The organism is Pseudomonas sp. B7 (assembly GCF_016735645.1).
In the GTDB taxonomy this organism is placed as follows: Bacteria; Pseudomonadota; Gammaproteobacteria; order Pseudomonadales; family Pseudomonadaceae; genus Aquipseudomonas; species Aquipseudomonas glycinae.
Genome location: NZ_JAERRE010000002.1, coordinates 576,574 through 595,551, shown reverse-complemented (window position 1 = coordinate 595,551; position 18,978 = coordinate 576,574). Strand labels below are relative to the sequence as shown.

Genomic DNA, 18,978 nt, shown 5'->3' with positions numbered 1-18,978 from the left:
TTAATGAACCTCGACCACAGAGCCCTGCAAACGCTGCAAGGCATCGTTGACCGCGTCCGGCATCAGCTGGCGCAGGCAGTTGTAATGGCCGAAACGGCAGGTGCGGTCGAAGCAAGGGCTGCAATCGAGGCCCAGACGGACGATTTCCACGTGTTCGGCCAGCGGCGGGGTGAAACCCGGCGAGGTCGAACCGTAGACCGCCACCAACGGGCGATTGAGCGCAGCGGCCACGTGCATCAGGCCGGAATCGTTGGAGACGACCGAATCGGCGCAGGACATCAGGTCGATGGCCTCGGCCAGCGAAGTGCCGCCGCTCAGATTCACCGACTCTTCACGCAGACCCGGAATCAGCCGCGCGCGGATGTCTTCGCCGACCGCGTGATCGTTCTTCGAACCGAACAGCCAGACCTGCCAGCCTTCACGGATGCGCGCCTCGGCGACCTTGGCATAATGCTCAGACGGCCAGCGCTTGGCTTCACCGAATTCGGCGCCGGGGCACAACACCAGCACCGGACGGTCGAGGGTCAGGCCGAACTTGGCCAATGCGGCCTCGCGGGTCACCGGGTCGATTTGCAGGCTCGGGCGCGGATAGGGTTTCGGCAGTTCGGCGTTCGGTTCAAACGCCAGCGCCATGAAACGCTCGATCATCAGCGGATAACGTTCTTTATCCAGCGTGCGCACGTCATTGAGCAGGCCGTAGCGGAATTCGCCGCGCCAGCCGGTGCGTTTCGGAATGCCGGCGAAGAACGGCACCAGTGCCGACTTCAACGAATTCGGCAGCAGGATCGCCTGGTCGTACTGGCCGGCCAGGGATTTGCCGATCCGCCGACGGGTCGCCAGCTCCAGCGCGCCGTGGCCGAGCGGGAAGCTCAAGGCCTTGCGCACTTCGGGCATGCGTTCGAGGATCGGCCGGCTCCACTCCGGGGCCAGCACGTCGATTTCGCACTGCGGGTGGCGCTGCTTGAGACACTGAAACAGTGTCTGCGCCATCACCATGTCACCGACCCAACTGGGCCCAACGATCAGAATATTCATGTGGTTTCCATAAACGAACCGGGGAGGCTTTACGCCTCCCCGTCTCGAGAATCAGCTTAGCCCCAGCTCACGCCAGATCCGCATCACCTGCCGCCGTTCGTCCGCGAACTGATCGCCCGGTATCACCCCGGCGTCCTTCTGCAAGGCCTGCCGGTGGGCGGCGGAACGATAGGCCTTGTAGGCCTCGCGCAACAGGCTGGCGTCTTCGGCCGGCATCAGCCCTTCGTGTTCAAGCTCTTCCAGAATGCGGATATTGTCCGTCCAGCGCAGCAACGCCGGGTGGGTCTGCGACCACGCCAGGGCCGCGTATTGCACCATAAATTCAATATCGACGATACCTCCGGCGTCCTGCTTGAGGTCGAACGGCGCCGTGGCCTCGAAGGCATTCGCCCCGGTACCGGCGGCGGTGCTCTTGCTGCCGAGGTTGTCGCGCATCTTGGCGCGCATCTCGCTCACTTCCTGTTGCAGTTTCGCCAGATCCCGCGCCTTGCCCAGCACCTGGGCCCGGACGTTCTCGAAGGCCTGGCCGACATCCTTGCTGCCCACCAGCACCCGGGCCCGTACCAGCGCCTGATGTTCCCAGGTCCAGGCTTCATTTTCCTGATAGCGCGCAAACGCGCCGAGCGAACTGACCAGCAGCCCGGACGCCCCGGACGGACGCAGGCGCATGTCCACTTCGTACAGCTGACCGGAGTTGGTCTGCGCCGTCAGCAAGTGAATGATCCGCTGGCCGAGCCGGGTGAAGAATTGCGTGCCATCGATCGGTTTCGGGCCATCGGTTTCGGCCTGCTGATCACCATCGTGGATGAACACCAGATCCAGATCCGAACCATGCCCCAACTCGATCCCGCCGACTTTCCCATAACCGACAATGATGAAGCCGGGATCGCACAGCGTGCCGTCAGTGCGCAGCGGCGTGCCGTACTTGGCCACGGTCTGACGCCAGGCCAGGGCCAGCACTTGCTCAAGAATTGCTTCGGCCAGCCAGGTCAGGTAATCGCTGACTTTCATCAACGGCAGGCTGCCGGCGATTTCCGAGGCGGCGACGCGCAAGCGGTGCGCCAGTTTGAAATGACGCAGGGCTTCCATCTGTTGTTCGAGGTCGTCTTCCGGGATCCGGGTCAGGCGCTCGCGCAATTCGGCGGCCAGTTCCGGCGCCAGCGGCGGCTTGAACAGCCGGCCTTCGTTGAGCAGTTCATCCAGCAGCAGCGGGAAACGGGTGATCTGCTCGGCGATCCACGGGCTGGCGGCGCACAGCGTCAGCAAACGCCGCAGCGCGCCGGGATTTTCGGTCAGCAACACCAGGTATGCCGAACGCCGGGCCACCGCTTCGACCAGCGGCAGAACCCGCTCCAGCACCAGATCGGGATTTTCATGCTCCACCGCCTGGGCCAGCAGGCGCGGAATAAAGGCATCGAGACGCTCGCGTCCCAAACGCTGCATCGCCCGCAACTGCGGGCTGGCGCGCAGGCTCGCCAGTGCTTTCAAGGCCTTGGTCGCGTCAGCGAAACCGCCCTCCTCCAACTGGCGACAGGCCGCCTCTTCGTCCTGCGCCTCTTCCCACAGCGGCAGCCATTCACCGCCGACCACCACTTCACTCTCAACGCCTTCGTCCTCATCGGGATCGGCGATCACTTGCGCGAAGTGCCAGGCCACGCGGCCGCGCCAGAACATCAGCTTCTCGTGGAACGCATCCCAGTCGGAAAAACCGAGCATGAATGCGATACGCGCCTGATCCTGAGCGCTGTCCGGCAGCATCTGGGTCTGGCGGTCGGCGATCGCCTGGATCGCGTGTTCGGTGTAACGCAGGAATTCGTAACCTTCGCGCAGCTCGCTGATCACCGCCGGCGGCAGATAGCCCTGCCCTTCGAGCGTACTCAACACCTTTAATAGAGGGCGCTGCTGCAGACTCAGGTCGCGACCGCCGTGAATCAGTTGAAAGGCCTGGGCGATGAACTCGACTTCACGGATACCGCCGGAGCCAAGCTTGATGTTGTCGGCCATGCCCTTGCGCCGCACTTCCTGCTGGATCAGCTGCTTCATGGTGCGCAGCGCTTCGATCGCCGAGAAGTCCAGATAGCGTCGGTACACGAACGGCCGCAGCATTTCCTGCAACTGCTCGCCCGCCACCTGATCGCCAGCTACCACCCGCGACTTGATCATCGCGTAGCGTTCCCAGTCGCGGCCCTGATCCTGGTAATACTGCTCCAGCGCATTGAAGCTCAGCACCAGCGCGCCGGACGATCCGTATGGGCGCAGGCGCATGTCGACGCGGAACACGAAACCGTCGACGGTGATCGGGTCGAGGGCCTTGATCAGGCGCTGGCCGAGACGAATGAAGAATTCCTGGTTGTCCAGCGGGCGCTTCACGCCGACGGTTTCACCGCCCTCGGGGTAGGCGAAGATCAGGTCGATGTCCGAGGACAGGTTCAACTCAACCGCGCCAAGCTTGCCCATGCCGAGGATGACCATCTGCTGCGGTTCGCCGCTGCGCCGACCGGTCGGCGTGCCGAACTGCTCGCAATGGCGGCGGTACAACCATTGATAGGCCTGATCGATGCTGGCGTCGGCCATGTCCGAGAGATCGCGGCAGGTCTGCACCAGATCCGCCTGGCGGTTGAGGTCGCGCCAGATGATCCGCACCTGATGCCGGGTGCGCTGGCGACGCAGGACGCGGCCCAACTCATCTTCGGTCTGCGCAGTGCTCACCGCCTCTGCAATCTGCCCACACAACTCGCCGCGGGCGAACGGCCGGTCCAGTTCGCCGGACTGCACCAGCGACAACAACATGAATGGGTCACGAACGCCCTGTTCAATGACGAAATCGCTGGCGGCGCTGACGCGGGCGAACTGCGCCCAGCGTTCCGGCGTCCAGGACGAGAAGCCGTGATCGTCTTCCAGTTGCGCGACAGCCGCACGGAACGACTGCTCCGATCGGCTGACCAACGGCAGGAGAATGGCGGGCAGTTCGGCAAGCGCGGGCAGGGTCATGGTCTATCCTTGATCGGCGTGTAAATAGCCGCTTGTAGTGATGATTGAAAAACCGCTACGCGAAGGACTGTCGAACAAAAGTGAGAAATAGCTGAAATTTCTTTTTCTTTGGCAGCCAGCATCAAACTTTCACCTTTTTCGGATGGCCAAAGACCAACCTTAACGATTATTCTCACAACGCAGTCGGAGGCCACAAGCCTTTCATCTGTAGTTTTACTACTCGTCTATACATTCGAAAGGCTGAAATGCCGGATGATTTGTAGTAAAACTACACGCCGCCGGAACAACCTGTCGGCAATCCAAGAATTTTAAATCGTCTGCCCACAAGGCCAGTCGCAAACTCAGGCAACCGATTCTGGAAGCCTTTCCGCCCTGGAGCAAGCCATGCAAGACCTCGATCCCGTCGAAACCCAGGAATGGCTGGACGCCCTGGAATCGGTTCTCGACAAAGAAGGCGAAGACCGTGCTCACTATCTGATGACCCGTATGGGTGAACTGGCAACCCGCAGCGGTTCGCAGCTCCCTTACGCCATCACCACGCCTTACCGCAACACGATCCCCGTTACCCACGAAGCACGCATGCCTGGCGACCTGTTCATGGAACGCCGCATTCGCTCGCTGGTACGCTGGAACGCGATGGCCATGGTAATGCGTACGAACCTGAAAGATTCTGACCTGGGTGGTCACATCTCCAGCTTCGCTTCCAGTGCGACCCTGTACGACATCGGCTTCAACTACTTCTTCCAGGCCCCGACCGACGAACACGGCGGCGACCTGATCTACTTCCAGGGCCACACCTCGCCAGGCGTTTATGCCCGTGCATTCATGGAAGGCCGCATCACCGAAGACCAGATGAACAACTTCCGCCAGGAAGTCGACGGTCAGGGCCTGTCGTCCTACCCGCACCCTTGGCTGATGCCTGACTTCTGGCAGTTCCCGACCGTTTCGATGGGGCTGGGCCCGATCCAGGCGATCTACCAGGCTCGCTTCATGAAGTACCTGGAACACCGCGGTTTCATTCAGCCGGGCAAACAGAAAGTCTGGTGCTTCCTGGGCGACGGCGAGTGCGACGAGCCGGAATCCCTGGGCGCCATCTCCCTGGCCGGCCGCGAGAAGCTGGACAACCTGATCTTCGTCATCAACTGCAACCTGCAGCGCCTCGACGGCCCGGTTCGCGGCAACGGCAAGATCATCCAGGAACTCGAAGGCGTGTTCCGCGGTGCTCAGTGGAACGTGACCAAAGTCATCTGGGGCCGTTTCTGGGACCCACTGCTGGCCAAAGACGTCGACGGCATCCTGCAACGTCGCATGGACGAAGTCATCGACGGCGAGTACCAGAACTACAAAGCCAAAGACGGCGCATTCGTGCGCGAACACTTCTTCAACACGCCAGAACTCAAGGCGATGGTTGCAGACCTGTCCGACGACGAGATCTGGAAACTCAACCGTGGCGGCCACGACCCGTACAAGGTCTACGCGGCATACCACGAAGCGGTCAACCACAAAGAACAACCGACCGTCATCCTGGCCAAGACCATCAAGGGTTACGGTACCGGTGCGGGCGAAGCGAAGAACACCGCGCACAACACCAAGAAAGTCGACGTCGACAGCCTGAAGCTGTTCCGCGACCGCTTCGACATCCCGGTGAAAGACGAAGAGCTGGAAAACCTGCCGTTCTTCAAGCCAGAGCCAAACAGCGCCGAAGCCCGTTACCTGGCCGAGCGTCGCGCCGCATTGGGTGGTTTCGTGCCTCAGCGTCGCGCCCAGAGCTTCAGCGTACCGACTCCGGATCTGGACACCCTCAAGGCGATCCTCGACGGTTCCGGCGACCGTGAAATTTCCACCACCATGGCCTTCGTGCGGATCCTCGCGCAACTGGTCAAGGACAAGGAAATCGGCCCGCGCATCGTTCCGATCATCCCGGACGAAGCCCGTACCTTCGGTATGGAAGGCATGTTCCGCCAACTGGGCATCTACTCGTCCGTCGGCCAGCTCTACGAGCCAGTCGATAAAGACCAGGTGATGTTCTACAAGGAAGACCAGAAAGGTCAGATCCTTGAAGAAGGCATCAACGAAGCAGGCGCCATGAGTTCCTTCATCGCCGCCGGTACTTCGTACTCCAGCCACAACCAGCCAATGCTGCCGTTCTACATCTTCTACTCGATGTTCGGCTTCCAGCGTATCGGCGATCTGGCCTGGGCTGCCGGCGACAGCCGCACCCGTGGCTTCCTGATCGGCGGCACCGCCGGCCGTACCACCCTGAACGGTGAAGGCCTGCAGCACGAAGACGGTCACAGCCACCTGCTGGCTGCCACCATCCCGAACTGCCGCACCTACGATCCGACCTACGGCTACGAGCTGGCGGTGATCATTCAGGACGGCATGAAGAAGATGACCGAAGAGCAACAGGACATCTTCTATTACATCACCGTGATGAACGAGTCCTACCAGCAGCCAGCCATGCCGGCCGGTGCCGAAGAAGGCATCAAGAAAGGCATGTACCTGCTCGAAGAAGACACCCGCGATGCGGCGCATCACGTACAGCTGATGGGCTCCGGCACCATCCTGCGTGAAGTCCGTGAAGCGGCGAAGATTCTGCGTGAAGAGTTCAACATCGGCGCCGATGTGTGGAGCGTCACCAGCTTCAACGAACTGCGTCGCGACGGCCTGGCCGTAGAGCGAAGCAACCGTCTGAAACCTGGCCAGAAGCCTAAGCGCAGCTACGTCGAAGAATGCCTGAGCGGCCGTAAGGGTCCGGTCATCGCCTCTACCGACTACATGAAACTGTTCGCCGAGCAGATCCGTCAGTGGGTACCGTCCAAGGAATTCAAAGTCCTGGGCACCGACGGTTTCGGCCGTAGCGACAGCCGCAAGAAACTGCGTCATTTCTTCGAAGTCGACCGTCATTTCGTGGTGTTGGCAGCCCTGGAAGCACTGGCTGACCGTGGTGATATCGAACCTAAAGTCGTGGCCGAGGCCATTACCAAGTTCGGCATCGACCCGGAAAAACGCAACCCACTGGACTGCTGAGGAGAAACTCTGTGAGCGAACTCATTCGCGTACCTGACATCGGCAGCGGTGAAGGTGAAGTAATCGAACTGTTTGTGAAGGTCGGCGACCGTATCGAAGCCGACCAGAGCATCCTGACTCTGGAATCGGACAAGGCCAGCATGGAAGTGCCGGCCCCGAAGGCCGGCGTCATCAAAAGCCTGAAAGTGAAGCTGGGCGATCGCCTGAAGGAAGGCGACGAACTGCTGGAACTGGAAGTCGAGGGCGCCGCGCAAGCGGCCCCTGCTCCGGCTGCTGCGCCTGCCGCCAAGGCCGAAGCTGCACCGGCCGCCGCTCCTGCACCGGCTGCTCCGGCCGCTGCCCCTGCTGCCGCTTCGGTTCAGCAAGTGCACGTGCCGGATATCGGTTCGTCGGGCAAGGCCCAGATCATCGAGATCCAGGTCAAGGTCGGCGACACTGTCGAGGCTGATCAGTCGCTGATCACCCTGGAATCCGACAAGGCGAGCATGGAAATCCCGTCGCCTGCCGCTGGCGTGGTCAAGGCTATCAGCGTCAAGTTGAACGACGAAGTCGGCACCGGCGACCTGATCCTGGATCTGGAAGTGGCGGGTGCTGCGGCCCCTGCGGCTGCCGCTCCGGCCCAGGCTGCTGCGCCAGCCGCTGCGCCGGCGCCGGCTGCTGCACCTGCCGCACCGGTTGCCGACAGCGTTCAGGACATCCACGTTCCGGACATCGGCTCGGCCGGCAAGGCCAAGATCATCGAAGTGTTGGTCAAGGCTGGCGACAGCGTTGAAGCCGACCAGTCGCTGATCACCCTGGAATCCGACAAGGCGAGCATGGAAATCCCGTCGCCTGCCGCCGGCGTGGTGGAAAGCATTTCCATCAAGCTGGACGACGAAGTCGGCACTGGCGATCTGATCCTCAAGCTGAAAGTCAAAGGCGCCGCTCCGGCTGCTGCCCCGGCTCCAGCTGCCGCTGCTGCTCCGAGCGCTCCGGCGCCAGCTGCTGCTCCGGCTGCCGCTGCACCTGCTGCTGCCGCTCCGGTTGCTGCTCCAGCCAAGCCTGGTGCGAAAGTTCACGCCGGCCCTGCCGTGCGTCAACTGGCTCGCGAGTTCGGCGTCGAGCTGAGCGCTGTCGGCGCCAGCGGTCCGCACGGTCGCATCCTGAAAGAAGACGTGCAGACCTACGTCAAAGCCATGATGCAGAAGGCCAAGGAAGCACCGGCCGCGGCTGCTGGCGCAACCGGTGGCGCGGGCATCCCGCCGATTCCGGTCGTCGACTTCAGCCGTTTCGGCGAAATCGAAGAAGTGCCGATGACCCGCCTGATGCAGGTCGGCGCTGCCAACCTGCACCGCAGCTGGCTTAACGTGCCGCACGTGACGCAATTCGACTCGGCGGATATCACCGAGCTGGAGGCGTTCCGCACCGCACAGAAATCTGTCGCAGAGAAGGCTGGCGTCAAGCTGACCATTCTGCCGCTGCTGCTCAAGTCCTGCGCACACCTGCTCAAGGAACTGCCGGACTTCAACAGCTCGCTGGCGCCAAGCGGCAAGGCGATCATTCGCAAGAAGTACGTGAACATCGGCTTCGCCGTCGACACCCCGGATGGCCTGCTGGTACCGGTCATCAAGAACGTCGACCAGAAGAGCCTGCTGCAACTGGCCGCCGAAGCCGCTTCCCTGGCTGAAAAAGCCCGGACCAAGAAGCTCTCGTCGGACGAGATGCAAGGCGCCTGCTTCACCATTTCCAGCCTCGGCCACATTGGCGGCACCGGCTTCACGCCGATCGTCAACGCGCCGGAAGTGGCGATCCTTGGTGTTTCCAAGGCAACCATCCAGCCAGTCTGGGACGGCAAAGCCTTCCAGCCGAAACTGATGCTGCCACTGTCGCTGTCCTACGATCACCGCGTGATCAACGGCGCCGCTGCTGCACGCTTCACCAAGCGTCTGAGCGACCTGCTGGCGGACATCCGCACCATCCTGCTGTAAAGCGCTCGGCCCTCCGGCAACGGAGGGCCGACCGCGCTCCACGTTTTCGAGCGCCACACGCTCGTACCTCAACCCCGTCAGTTTGGCGGGGCTTTTTTTTGTCTGAAATAACTGCCGCCCGCACTTTTCCCACAACTTTTTCTGATTTAAGCCACGAGCTTAGTCCACATCCTATCGACATTTTTCAGCGGCAGACAACTAACCTTGGCACATCAAAGTTAAACCAATAAAACCGGGAAACTTTATTCCTTACTATTATTCATTCGAATGGATTCGAACATGCTGAAACCTACTGTCGGCCCGATCATTGGTCACACAACAACTAATCAGGCGCGAATCTTTATTCGTGGCGGGCTGCAACATAACGCGGCCGTATTTGCCGGCATCCGTTACCGAACATTGGATTCCAAACAATGGCAACCGAGCCAGTTTGTCAAACTCGATCCAACCCGTGACATGACTGAAGTGCTGGTGCTCGATCATTTGCAAGCCGACACGGACTACGAATACCAGACCGGCTGGTTCAGCCCGATGAGTCCTGTCCATACCATCCACAGCGTGGCGGAGTTGCCGCTGCAATGGCCACGGGAGACTTATCGCCTGCGCACCCGCAGCCATCAGCCCTTACAACCCCGCGCCTACATCCTCGGTTCGTGTCGCTACCTGCGCATGACATCCGGCATCCCGGTGCTCCCGCATCTGGGCGACCGGATCTTCGCTTCCATCAGCCAATTGATCGAAGGCGCACAACCTGCGATCAGCGCCATCATGATGTGTGGCGATCAGATCTATGCCGACGATCTGAACCTGTTCGCTCCGGACCGCGACTATGACGAGATCATTGCAAAGTATCGTGCGGCGTTTTCCCTGCCTAACATTCGACGACTGATGTCCGGCACTTCGACTTACATGATTCTGGATGATCATGAAATAGAAGATAACTGGCCAATGAACGCCGAAAAATCCGACGACATACTGTTTCGCAATGCAATGGCGGCTTACGAAATCTATCAAGCAAGTCATAGCCCGATCTGCTCGACAACAACTAACGGCACAATCGACCTAACTTCGCTGAAGCACTACTGGTATCAATTCAGCGACGGCGATATCGAATGGTTTGTGACGGACAGTCGAACTCGCCGCAACTTGTCGAGGGACAACCGCCGCCTCCTCGACGAAGAACAGGAACAGGCCCTGTGCAAGTGGCTGGTCGAAAGCCCGGCGCGGGTCAAGTTCGTGGTCACCAGCGTCATGTTCTACCCTGACCGCAAATTGAACGGCGATGATGCCTGGGCAGGCTTCCCCGAACAGCGCCTGCGTCTGCTGGAAACCATCCGCCGGCATCGGATCAGGAACGTCGTGTTCATTTCCGGCGATGTGCATGGTTCGCTGACCAGTCGCCTGAGCCACAGCGAAGACCCGGAGTTTGAAGTCCACACCGTCGTGTCTTCGCCGCTGAGCAACAGCAAACTGCTGCCCTACGCCACCGCCGCGACCTTCACGCTTGATCAGCCACTGGCGCAGACCGAGGCAGGCACATACCGGCACGCGCTGACCAGCCAGGTCATCAGCCAGGACAACTTTGCACACATGGTGGTCGAGGCCGAGCGGATCCAGGTCAACTATCACGACCGGGATGGCAGGCACCTGCAATCCATCGATATTCCGTTGCGATGAAATCCAGCGGCACGACCGTTCCGGATGCCGGAAGGCTCTGGAACGGTCATCTGCGCGCTTGATCGCATTAGTTTCCGGCTACCGCTGGAGAAATGTTCACTGCAGCCGACATATTCTTATAGCACTTGGCCTTCATGTCTCTTGTCAGTCGGTGCCGCAATGATGCAACCTTGCCGCAGGCAACAGTAAAGAGGGCGCGAGCCCGGCGCGTTCAGCAAATTTCCAAGCGAGTTCCCTTCATGAAGAGCCAACCCGATGCCGCCAGCCGTATGGTGGCCGAGGTAGTGACGCAGTTGCCTGTGCCCTCGCGGCTCGGCATGCTGCGTTTCGAGCGCTTGAATGAAGCCAGTTGGGCCATGTTGTTTCTCGATCCCAACTGTGAACGCCAGTTCGGCCAGCCCGCCGTCGAGCTCTGCGCCCTGGTCGGCTCGCCCTACGCCAGCCTGATGGAGCCCGAAGCGCGCTATCAACTGCATGATGCGATCCAGCAACAACTCGGCCAAAGCCCGCATTACCTGGTGCGCTATACCCTGCACACCGCCGCCGGTGCGCTGAGCATTCTCGAACTCGGTGAAGCCTACAGACAGCACAACCGCCACTTGCTGCGCGGTTACTTGCTGGCGGTCGACAATGTGTTCGACGAGGCACCTTCGCTGCCGTCCGTCGACCTTGAAACCCAGAATTCACGCCTGCAAATCGCCCTTGAGCTCAATCAGCGTGCCCAGCAGGAACAACTGCAGCATCTGGAACGGGTGCGAGCCCAACAGGACCTGATCCTGTTGCTGGCCCGCCAGCGCTACAGCAGCCAGAACTCCCTGCAGGAAGCGGCCGAGCTGATCACCCGCTGCGCCTGCGATATCTACGAAATCGACTGTGCCAGCCTGTGGAACCTCGAAGGCCAGAAGTTGGTGCCGATTTCGGCGTACCACCGTGCTACCCAGGAATACATCCTGCCGGACGTGATTGATGTCAGCGGCTTCCCCGATTACATGGAAGCCTTGCACGGCAGCCGCGCCATCGACGCGCACAATGCGATGCGCGACCCGCGTACCCGGGAAATGGCCGAAGCCCTGCGCCCGCGTGACGTCAACGCCATGCTCGACGCCAGCATCCGCGTCGACGGCCAGGTGGTCGGCGTGTTGTGCCTGGAGCAGACCGGTGTCACCCGCGCCTGGCAGTCCGACGAAATCGCCTTTGCCGGTGAACTGGCCGACCAGTTCGCCCAGGTCATCAACAACCACAACCGCCGCACCGCCACCAGCGCCCTGCACCTGTTCCAGCGCGCGGTCGAGCAAAGCGCCAACGCCTTCCTGCTGGTCAATTGCGACGGCGTGGTCGAGTACGTCAACCCGAGCTTCACCGCGATCACCCAGTACACCACTGAGGAAGTCCACGGCCAGCGCCTCTCGGAGCTGCCGGCCCTGGAAAACCTCAGCGAGTTGCTGTTCGATGCGCCCTCCGCGCTGGCCAAAAGCAATAGCTGGCAAGGCGAATTCAAGAGCCGCCGCAAGAACCTCGAACCCTACTGGGGCCAGTTGTCGATTTCCAAGGTCTACGGCGACAACCGTGAGCTGACGCACTACATCGGCATCTACGAAGACATCACCCAGACCAAACTGGCGCAGCAGCGCATCGAGCGCCTGGCCTACACCGACAACCTGACCAACCTCGGCAACCGGCCTGCATTTATCCGCAACCTGGATGAACGCTTCGCCCGTGACAGCGATACCCCGATCAGCCTGCTGCTGGTGGACATCGACAACTTCAAGCGGATCAACGACAGCCTCGGTCACCAGACCGGCGACAAACTGTTGATCAGCCTGGCCCGGCGCCTGCGCAACAGCCTGAGCCCGAGCGGCAGCCTGGCGCGGTTCGCCAGTAATGAATTCGCGGTGTTGCTCGACGACACTGACCTTGCCACCGGGCAGCAGATCGCCAATCAATTGCTGGCGACGCTGGATAAACCGATGTTCGTCGACAACCAGTTGATCAGCGTCACCGGCTCCGTGGGCCTGGCCTGCGCGCCGCTACACGGCCGCGACCCGCAGACCCTGATGCGCAACGCCGGCCTCGCCCTGCACAAGGCCAAGGCCAACGGTAAACATCAGGTCCAGGTGTTCACCGAAGCGCTGAACGCCGAGGCCAGCTACAAACTGTTCGTCGAGAACAACCTGCGCCGCGCTCTGACCCAGAACGAGCTGGACGTGTTCTATCAGCCCAAGCTGTGCCTGCGCAGCGGTCGCCTGCTGGGCATGGAAGCGCTGCTGCGCTGGAATCATCCGGAGCGCGGCATGATCCGCCCGGATCAGTTCATCAGCGTCGCCGAGGAAACCGGCCTGATCATCCCGATCGGCAAGTGGATCGCCCGCCAGGCCTGCCGCATGAGCAAGGCGCTGACCGCCGCCGGCATGGGCAATCTGCAAGTGGCGATCAACCTGTCGCCCAAGCAGTTTTCCGACCCGGATCTGGTGGCCTCGATCGCCAACATCCTCAAGGAAGAAGCGCTGCCGGCCAATCTGCTGGAACTGGAACTGACCGAAGGCCTGCTGCTGGAAGCCACCGAAGACACCCACTTGCAGCTCGACCAGCTCAAGCGCCTGGGCCTGACCCTGGCCATGGACGACTTCGGCACCGGTTACTCGTCGCTCAGCTACCTGAAAAAATTCCCGATCGACATCATCAAGATCGATCGCAGCTTCATCCATGAAATCCCGGACAACCAGGACGACATGGAAATCACCTCCGCCGTGATCGCCATGGCCCACAACCTGAAACTCAAGGTCGTGGCCGAAGGCATCGAGACCGCCGAGCAGCTGGCGTTCCTGCGCCGGCACCGCTGCGACGTCGGCCAAGGCTACCTGTTCGACCGGCCGATTCCGGGCGGCGAGCTGATCCAGGCGCTCAAGCGCTACCCGCGTGGCCCGCTCTCTCTATAACCCACAGGACACTATCCGCACATTTTGCCTGGTGATTAACCGGGCATCATTGGGCACACTGTGGGTCAGCTTATAGACATCCCATCCTGACTGAGAGGAACGATCATGGTTCTGCGCTCGGAAATTCTGGTGAACAAAAACGTGCTACCGACTAAAGAACAAGCTCTGCCTGGCCGCGAAACCCCGATGGCCCTGCCTGAAAAACACTTTGTTTTCACCGAAACGCCGTTGCTTGGTCCGTTCTTTCAGGACGTCGACTTCGCGATCTTCGGCCTGGGCTGCTTCTGGGGTGCCGAGCGCCGCTTCTGGCAGCGTGAAGGCGTGGTCAGCACCGTGGTCGGTTACGCCGGCGGTTACACGCCAAACCCGACCTACGAAGAAGTCTGCTCGGGCCTGACCGGCCACGCTGAAGTGGTGCTGGTGGTGTTCGACAAGGCCAAGGTCAGCTACGAAGAGCTGCTGGCGATGTTCTGGGAATTGCACAACCCGACGCAGGGCATGCGCCAGGGCAATGACATCGGCACTCAGTACCGCTCGGTGATCTATGCGACCCATCCGGAGCAACTGGATGCGGCGCTGAAGAGCAAAGCCGTTTATCAGGCTGAGCTGTCGAAGGCGGGTCTGGGTGAAATCAGCACCGAGATTGAACAGGCCCCGACGGTTTACTTCGCCGAGACCTATCACCAGCAGTATCTGGCGAAAAACCCGGAAGGCTATTGCGGGATTGGCGGCACTGGCGTGTGCATGCCACCGAGTCTGGCAGGTAACTAAGCCCGCCTTGATCGCTCCCGCGCTTAGCGTGGGAGCGATTGACGGTTGATCAGCTTTCGGCGATCAACCAATCCATCTGCCACCCACCCTGGGTCTGGCCCAGTTTCTTGGACAACCACGGCAGCAGCTCACGCAATTCTTCCTCCAGCCCCCACGGCGGATTGGCAATCGCCAGGCCAGAGCCGTTAAGGCTGTTCGGCGTATCCAGTGGATGCACCAGCAACTCGACCCGCAGCAACTTCGGCGCACCGGTGCCGGCCAGATCCTGATAGAAACGACGCAATGCGCGCTGATCCTTCACCGGATACCAGATCGCCGCGACGGTCTGGCGCATCCGCGAGATCGCCTCTCTCAGCGACGCCGCACAACGCTGCATCTCGTCGAGCTTCTCGAACGGCGGATCGATCAGCATCACCGCTCGCTTCTCGGCCACCGGCAGCAGCGCCCGCGCCACATGCCAGCCCTCGCCCAGATGCACGGCCACACGGCGGTCGCCCTTCATGTTGTCCTTGAGCAGTACGCCGTCTTCCGGGTGCTTCTCGTTGAGCAACACACGATCCTGGGAACGGGTCAGACGCCGCGCCAGTTCCGGCGAACCCGGGTAGTAGCGCAACTGGCCGTCCGGGTTCATCTCGTGCAGCACGTTCATGTAGTCCGCGGTCAGCGCCGGCAGATCCGGCTGGTTCCACAACCGCGCGATGCCTTCCAGGTACTCGCCGGTACGGTTGGCCTGATCACCCTGCAGGTCATACAGACCGATGCCGGCGTGGCTGTCGAGATAGGCAAACGGCTGCTCCTTGCGCGACATCAGGGCGATGAGGCGGGTCAAGGTCAGGTGTTTGAACACATCGGCGTGATTGCCGGCATGGAAGGCGTGACGATAATTCATGGCTGCTCCTGCGAGGACCGTGAAGTTTACCTTTTACCGGGCGGCAAGTCAGGGGTTGGGGGCTGAGTGGGTGGTCTTGCTGTCGGGTACATCCTTGAGAAACCCCTCACCCTAACCCTCTCCCGGAGGGAGAGGGGACTGACCGAGGTGATCTTTCGGTTTGCATCGACCTGAAAAATCACCACGACCTAAGGCTTGGCCAAGCCAAGTTCACCACCGAAGTTGCAGGTCGGCGTACGTCACCTATTCACCTTGGTCGGTCCCCTCTCCCTCGGGGAGAGGGCTAGGGTGAGGGGATGGGATCTAAGGCCGGTCACGCAACCTGCGGCCAATCACATCCAAGACATCACAGCCATCACGCAACGGAATCACGCAGAGCTGGGCGAAGTCGCTGAGGATGAACGAGTCGCACTCGACCGAGCCGCGCATGCACATGTTTTCCAGGACCTGGATCACGGCGCGGATGCGGTAGTTGGCGGCGTCCATCAGGATGTCGAGCGGGGCGTGGGTGTCGATGAACAGGGTGGGCATGTCGTTGCAGTTGCTGGTCAGCGCCATGAGGCGGTTGTCGGGGTGGGGGATGAAGGGCTCGTAGGGTGGATCTGGATGAAGCGTGCTCATTGTTTAATCCTCTGGTAGTGAAAGAGGCGCACACCGTTTCCCTCCTACAGGATTGGGTGGCAGCCATGCGCGGGGTAGGAGGACTGAGACCAGAGCACTCAGCCACGCCGAAGCGTGCCCGCGCATAACCGCCGCAAAGGATCTTACGGTCGAGCGAAGACTGCCGCAAATCGGGCAACGACGCTTATGCACTGCTCTGAAATCAGGGCTCCTACGCCCTGTCTCCACTCGCGGAGACAGCCAAAGACTATCCCCGCAGCACCGCGCCCACCAGTTCACGCAAACCGCCGCAACTCGCGGGAAACGTCCGAAGCCTTTGCCCGGAAATTTCACTCTGACTCGTCCCGCAAGTAGTCCAGCAATGCCGAAGCCGACGATTCGTCCGACGCCGAAACCGCAAAAAACCTGACAACCTTGCAGCGCAAGACATCGGCGGGGAACGCTTCGAACAACGCCGGCTGCTCCTCGCTCAACCACTGCAAGGCGTTGTTGATCCGGGCATCATCGCCGAATTGCGCCAGCAGCTTTTCCGGCACCGACCACCAAGGAAACTCCCGACCCGAGACCCGCGCCCTGCCCCCGATCTCGACGGTCTGACCATTGATCAAGCCTCGCGTGAGGACCGGTAGTAGTTGCCCGGCATCCACCTCGGACGACTCAAGGATCGGCAACAAAAACCGCCCATCCCAGAACCGGAAAAACACCGCTTTCCCGTCCGGCATCAGCACCTGAGTCAAACTGCGAAAGTGCTCGACCACCGCTTCAAGCCCCGCCGAAGAAACCGCCAGCCAGCCCCAGTCCCGAGACTCCGTGGTCGCCACCCAATCCAGAAACTCACTGCCCGCGTCGACGATTCCCACGTAGGGCATCACCGCGTCCCACTCGGCATAGATCGTTTCCGCCCAGACCGGTTTCGGCATCTGCGCTTTCAGCGGCCAGGCCTTCAGCGGCTCCGCCGCACTGGCGCTACTGAAAATCGCGAACAACTGCTCCGACGGCTTCAGCGGCACATCCTTCAACCATTGATCAGGCTGCACAGACACCACCTTTGCAGCGCTCGCATTCTTCACAGAAAGGCGCATCACCTTTCAGGCTCATGATTTGCGCAGCAGTCAGAATCGCAGCCGGGGCTGCCGCCAGTTTTTCCGGCAACCCCGGCACCGTCGGCGCCGCACTTATCGCCGCCATCGGCGCACCACCCACCACAATCGGCACGCTGCTGAAGATCCCGCCGGGGCCGATGTTGATCCACTGCCCGCCCGCCTGAATCGTTGCGCTCGCCCCGCCGTCGATCACCACCTGCTGGCCGGCGCTGACGTGGAATTGAGCACTGGCGTTGATCGCCTGATTGCTCACGCGAATGTGCCGGTCGCCGGTCACCGTGAGGTGGTCGTCCTGCTTCACTTCAGTCTGGCGCTGGCCGTGGGTGATGTGCTGCTCATCGGCCTTCAGTTCGTGTTTAGCGAGACCAGTGACGACAACGCTGCGCTGGTTATCCACCTGCACCTGCTGATCGTTCAATACGTGCTGGGTCCAGTTTCGCTGGGCGCGCAGGTAGATTTCCTCGGCACCTTTGCGATCTTCGATACGCAATTCGTTGTAGCCCCCACCGCCGGGACTACTCTGGCTGCGGAAAATGCTGCGGGTCTTGTCGGCCGGCAGCTCCAGCGGAACCGGCGTGGCGGCGTTCGGCAGGCAACCCATGACCAGCGGTTTGTCGGCGTCGGAATCGATGAAACCCACCAGCACTTCCATGCCGACTCGGGGGATCAGCACGCTGCCATAACGATCATGGGCCCAGCCGCTGGCGACCCGCAGCCAGCAACTGGAATGCTCGTTGAGTTCACCGTCGCGATCCCAGGCCAGTTGCACCTTGACCCGACCGTACTCGTCGCAATGGATTTCACTGTCTTGCGGGCCGGTGACCACGGCCGGTTGATAGCCGAGCATCCGTGGTTTTTCCGGGCCCAGCGGCGGGCGGAAGAACACGTCCCACGGCGTGGCGAAAAAGGTATTTCGGTAGCCCTGGAAGTCATCACCGTCGCTGGTCACCGATTCCTCCAGCACTTGCGGCTGTCGGCCACGGTGCTCGATCGCAGTCAGCAGCCAGAGGTCATTCAGATCCTGGCGCGGATGCTCGGTCAGTTGCAGGAAATGTCCGCTGACGAGAGCGGATTGATCGCTGCGGCCCTCGGCCTGACGGTAGTCGGCGACATGTCGTTCAAGGGTGCGCTGGGCCAGTTGCTTGCCGGTTTCGCGCTCGGTGAACTGGCCGGGAAAGTGGTAATCCTCCAGCACCGGGCGCTGCTCGCTTTCGGCGCGACTTTGCAGCGCCAGCCGGGGCTTGGTGAAGTCGTAATCACGCCGGGTGACCACGCTGGTGCGGGTCTCAACGCGTACGGTGAAACGCTTGATCGCCGGCGCCGATGCAGCCATGCCGCTTCCCGGCAGGTACAGCGTCGGCTCGGTCAGACGCGGGAATACCGTCTGATCGTCGCCGAACACCAACAGATGTCCGTCCGGGCTGTGCTGAAAGTGAAAATGAATACCGACTTCGGCACACAGGCGCTGGATGAACGCCAAATCGCTTTCGGCGTACTGCACACAATATTCACGGGGCGGGTAATCGCTGCCGAGGCGAAACGCGAAGGCATCGCGTAGGATCGCGTGATCCTTGAGGATCTGCGTCACGATCTGCGGCACGCTTTGATGTTGGAAGATTCGCTGATTGATCCGATGACCCAGGTAGGCCAGACGCGGAACGAGGCTGACGTGATAGCGGGTCAGACGCTTGCCGGAATCCCCCTGCCCGACCCGATAGATCTGACCGTGGATACCGGAACCTTCTTCATCAAAACTCAGAAAAGCCTGACAGTGCAGCAGGCTTTCCAGATCCAGATCCGGCCGTTCACTGACCAGCTCCAGGTCAAAGCGAAAGGGTTGGCTGATGGCTTCCTTGCCCGTGAACTCAAGGACTTTGAGGTCAAACTGGGCGCCTTCGACGGTCAACGTGAAACGCGGTTGATTGGCAGGCGCGAACATCCGATGTCTCTCTGCAGAT

12 protein-coding genes are annotated in these 18,978 nt (G+C 61.0%); 5 read left to right on the top strand and 7 right to left on the bottom strand.

Features of this window, described 5'->3' with window-relative positions:
• Genes waaF through JKA62_RS29025 form a run of 3 tightly spaced genes read right to left on the bottom strand, consistent with a single transcriptional unit; the run spans position 1 to position 4,148 of the window.
• Positions 1 to 1,035 carry a lipopolysaccharide heptosyltransferase II gene (gene waaF, locus JKA62_RS07560; RefSeq protein ID WP_011332131.1) on the bottom strand — a complete coding sequence of 345 codons (1,035 nt, stop codon included), beginning with the start codon at positions 1,033 to 1,035 and terminating at the stop codon, positions 1 to 3.
• A gap of 51 nt (positions 1,036 to 1,086) precedes the next feature.
• Complete coding sequence (gene glnE / locus JKA62_RS07555; protein ID WP_011332130.1) at positions 1,087 to 4,026, bottom strand: bifunctional [glutamate--ammonia ligase]-adenylyl-L-tyrosine phosphorylase/[glutamate--ammonia-ligase] adenylyltransferase; 2,940 nt, start codon at positions 4,024 to 4,026, stop codon at positions 1,087 to 1,089.
• The gene (locus JKA62_RS29025; protein WP_255261909.1) at positions 4,023 to 4,148 is read right to left on the bottom strand and encodes a hypothetical protein; all 126 of its coding nucleotides are present in this window, start codon (positions 4,146 to 4,148) and stop codon (positions 4,023 to 4,025) included. The genes glnE and JKA62_RS29025 overlap by 4 nt, the downstream gene beginning before the upstream one ends.
• A gap of 262 nt (positions 4,149 to 4,410) precedes the next feature.
• On the opposite strand from JKA62_RS29025, the gene aceE reads away from it, so the two are divergent.
• The 5 genes from aceE (at position 4,411) to msrA (ending at position 14,407) form a co-directional block, all read left to right on the top strand.
• On the top strand, positions 4,411 to 7,056 hold the full coding sequence (aceE, locus tag JKA62_RS07550) for a pyruvate dehydrogenase (acetyl-transferring), homodimeric type (protein ID WP_011332129.1): 2,646 nt from the start codon (positions 4,411 to 4,413) through the stop codon (positions 7,054 to 7,056).
• 11 nt (positions 7,057 to 7,067) lie between these two features.
• Positions 7,068 to 9,023: a dihydrolipoyllysine-residue acetyltransferase gene (aceF, locus tag JKA62_RS07545; RefSeq protein ID WP_011332128.1), complete on the top strand. Its 1,956-nt coding sequence runs from the start codon at positions 7,068 to 7,070 to the stop codon at positions 9,021 to 9,023.
• Positions 9,024 to 9,302: 279 nt separating this feature from the next.
• Entirely contained in the window at positions 9,303 to 10,700 is a 1,398-nt protein-coding gene (locus JKA62_RS07540) for an alkaline phosphatase D family protein (protein ID WP_041475122.1), read from the top strand.
• Positions 10,701 to 10,939: 239 nt separating this feature from the next.
• Positions 10,940 to 13,636 carry a putative bifunctional diguanylate cyclase/phosphodiesterase gene (locus JKA62_RS07535; RefSeq protein WP_201817176.1) on the top strand — a complete coding sequence of 899 codons (2,697 nt, stop codon included), beginning with the start codon at positions 10,940 to 10,942 and terminating at the stop codon, positions 13,634 to 13,636.
• A gap of 105 nt (positions 13,637 to 13,741) precedes the next feature.
• The gene (msrA, locus tag JKA62_RS07530) at positions 13,742 to 14,407 is read left to right on the top strand and encodes a peptide-methionine (S)-S-oxide reductase MsrA (protein WP_102716943.1); all 666 of its coding nucleotides are present in this window, start codon (positions 13,742 to 13,744) and stop codon (positions 14,405 to 14,407) included.
• A gap of 49 nt (positions 14,408 to 14,456) precedes the next feature.
• Here the strand turns inward: msrA and JKA62_RS07525 are convergent, their stop codons facing one another.
• From JKA62_RS07525 to JKA62_RS07510, 4 genes are all read right to left on the bottom strand, one after another.
• Positions 14,457 to 15,296 carry a 23S rRNA (adenine(2030)-N(6))-methyltransferase RlmJ gene (locus JKA62_RS07525; protein ID WP_201817167.1) on the bottom strand — a complete coding sequence of 280 codons (840 nt, stop codon included), beginning with the start codon at positions 15,294 to 15,296 and terminating at the stop codon, positions 14,457 to 14,459.
• Between the two features lie 303 nt (positions 15,297 to 15,599).
• Positions 15,600 to 15,917 carry a hypothetical protein gene (locus JKA62_RS07520; RefSeq protein ID WP_201817164.1) on the bottom strand — a complete coding sequence of 106 codons (318 nt, stop codon included), beginning with the start codon at positions 15,915 to 15,917 and terminating at the stop codon, positions 15,600 to 15,602.
• Between the two features lie 329 nt (positions 15,918 to 16,246).
• A complete protein-coding gene (locus tag JKA62_RS07515) occupies positions 16,247 to 16,954 on the bottom strand; it encodes a DUF4123 domain-containing protein (protein ID WP_041475121.1) in 708 nt (235 codons plus the stop codon).
• Complete coding sequence (locus tag JKA62_RS07510) at positions 16,944 to 18,959, bottom strand: type VI secretion system Vgr family protein (RefSeq protein ID WP_011332120.1); 2,016 nt, start codon at positions 18,957 to 18,959, stop codon at positions 16,944 to 16,946. Before JKA62_RS07510 ends, JKA62_RS07515 begins: the two co-directional genes overlap by 11 nt.
• Between the last annotated feature and the right edge of the window lie 19 nt (positions 18,960 to 18,978).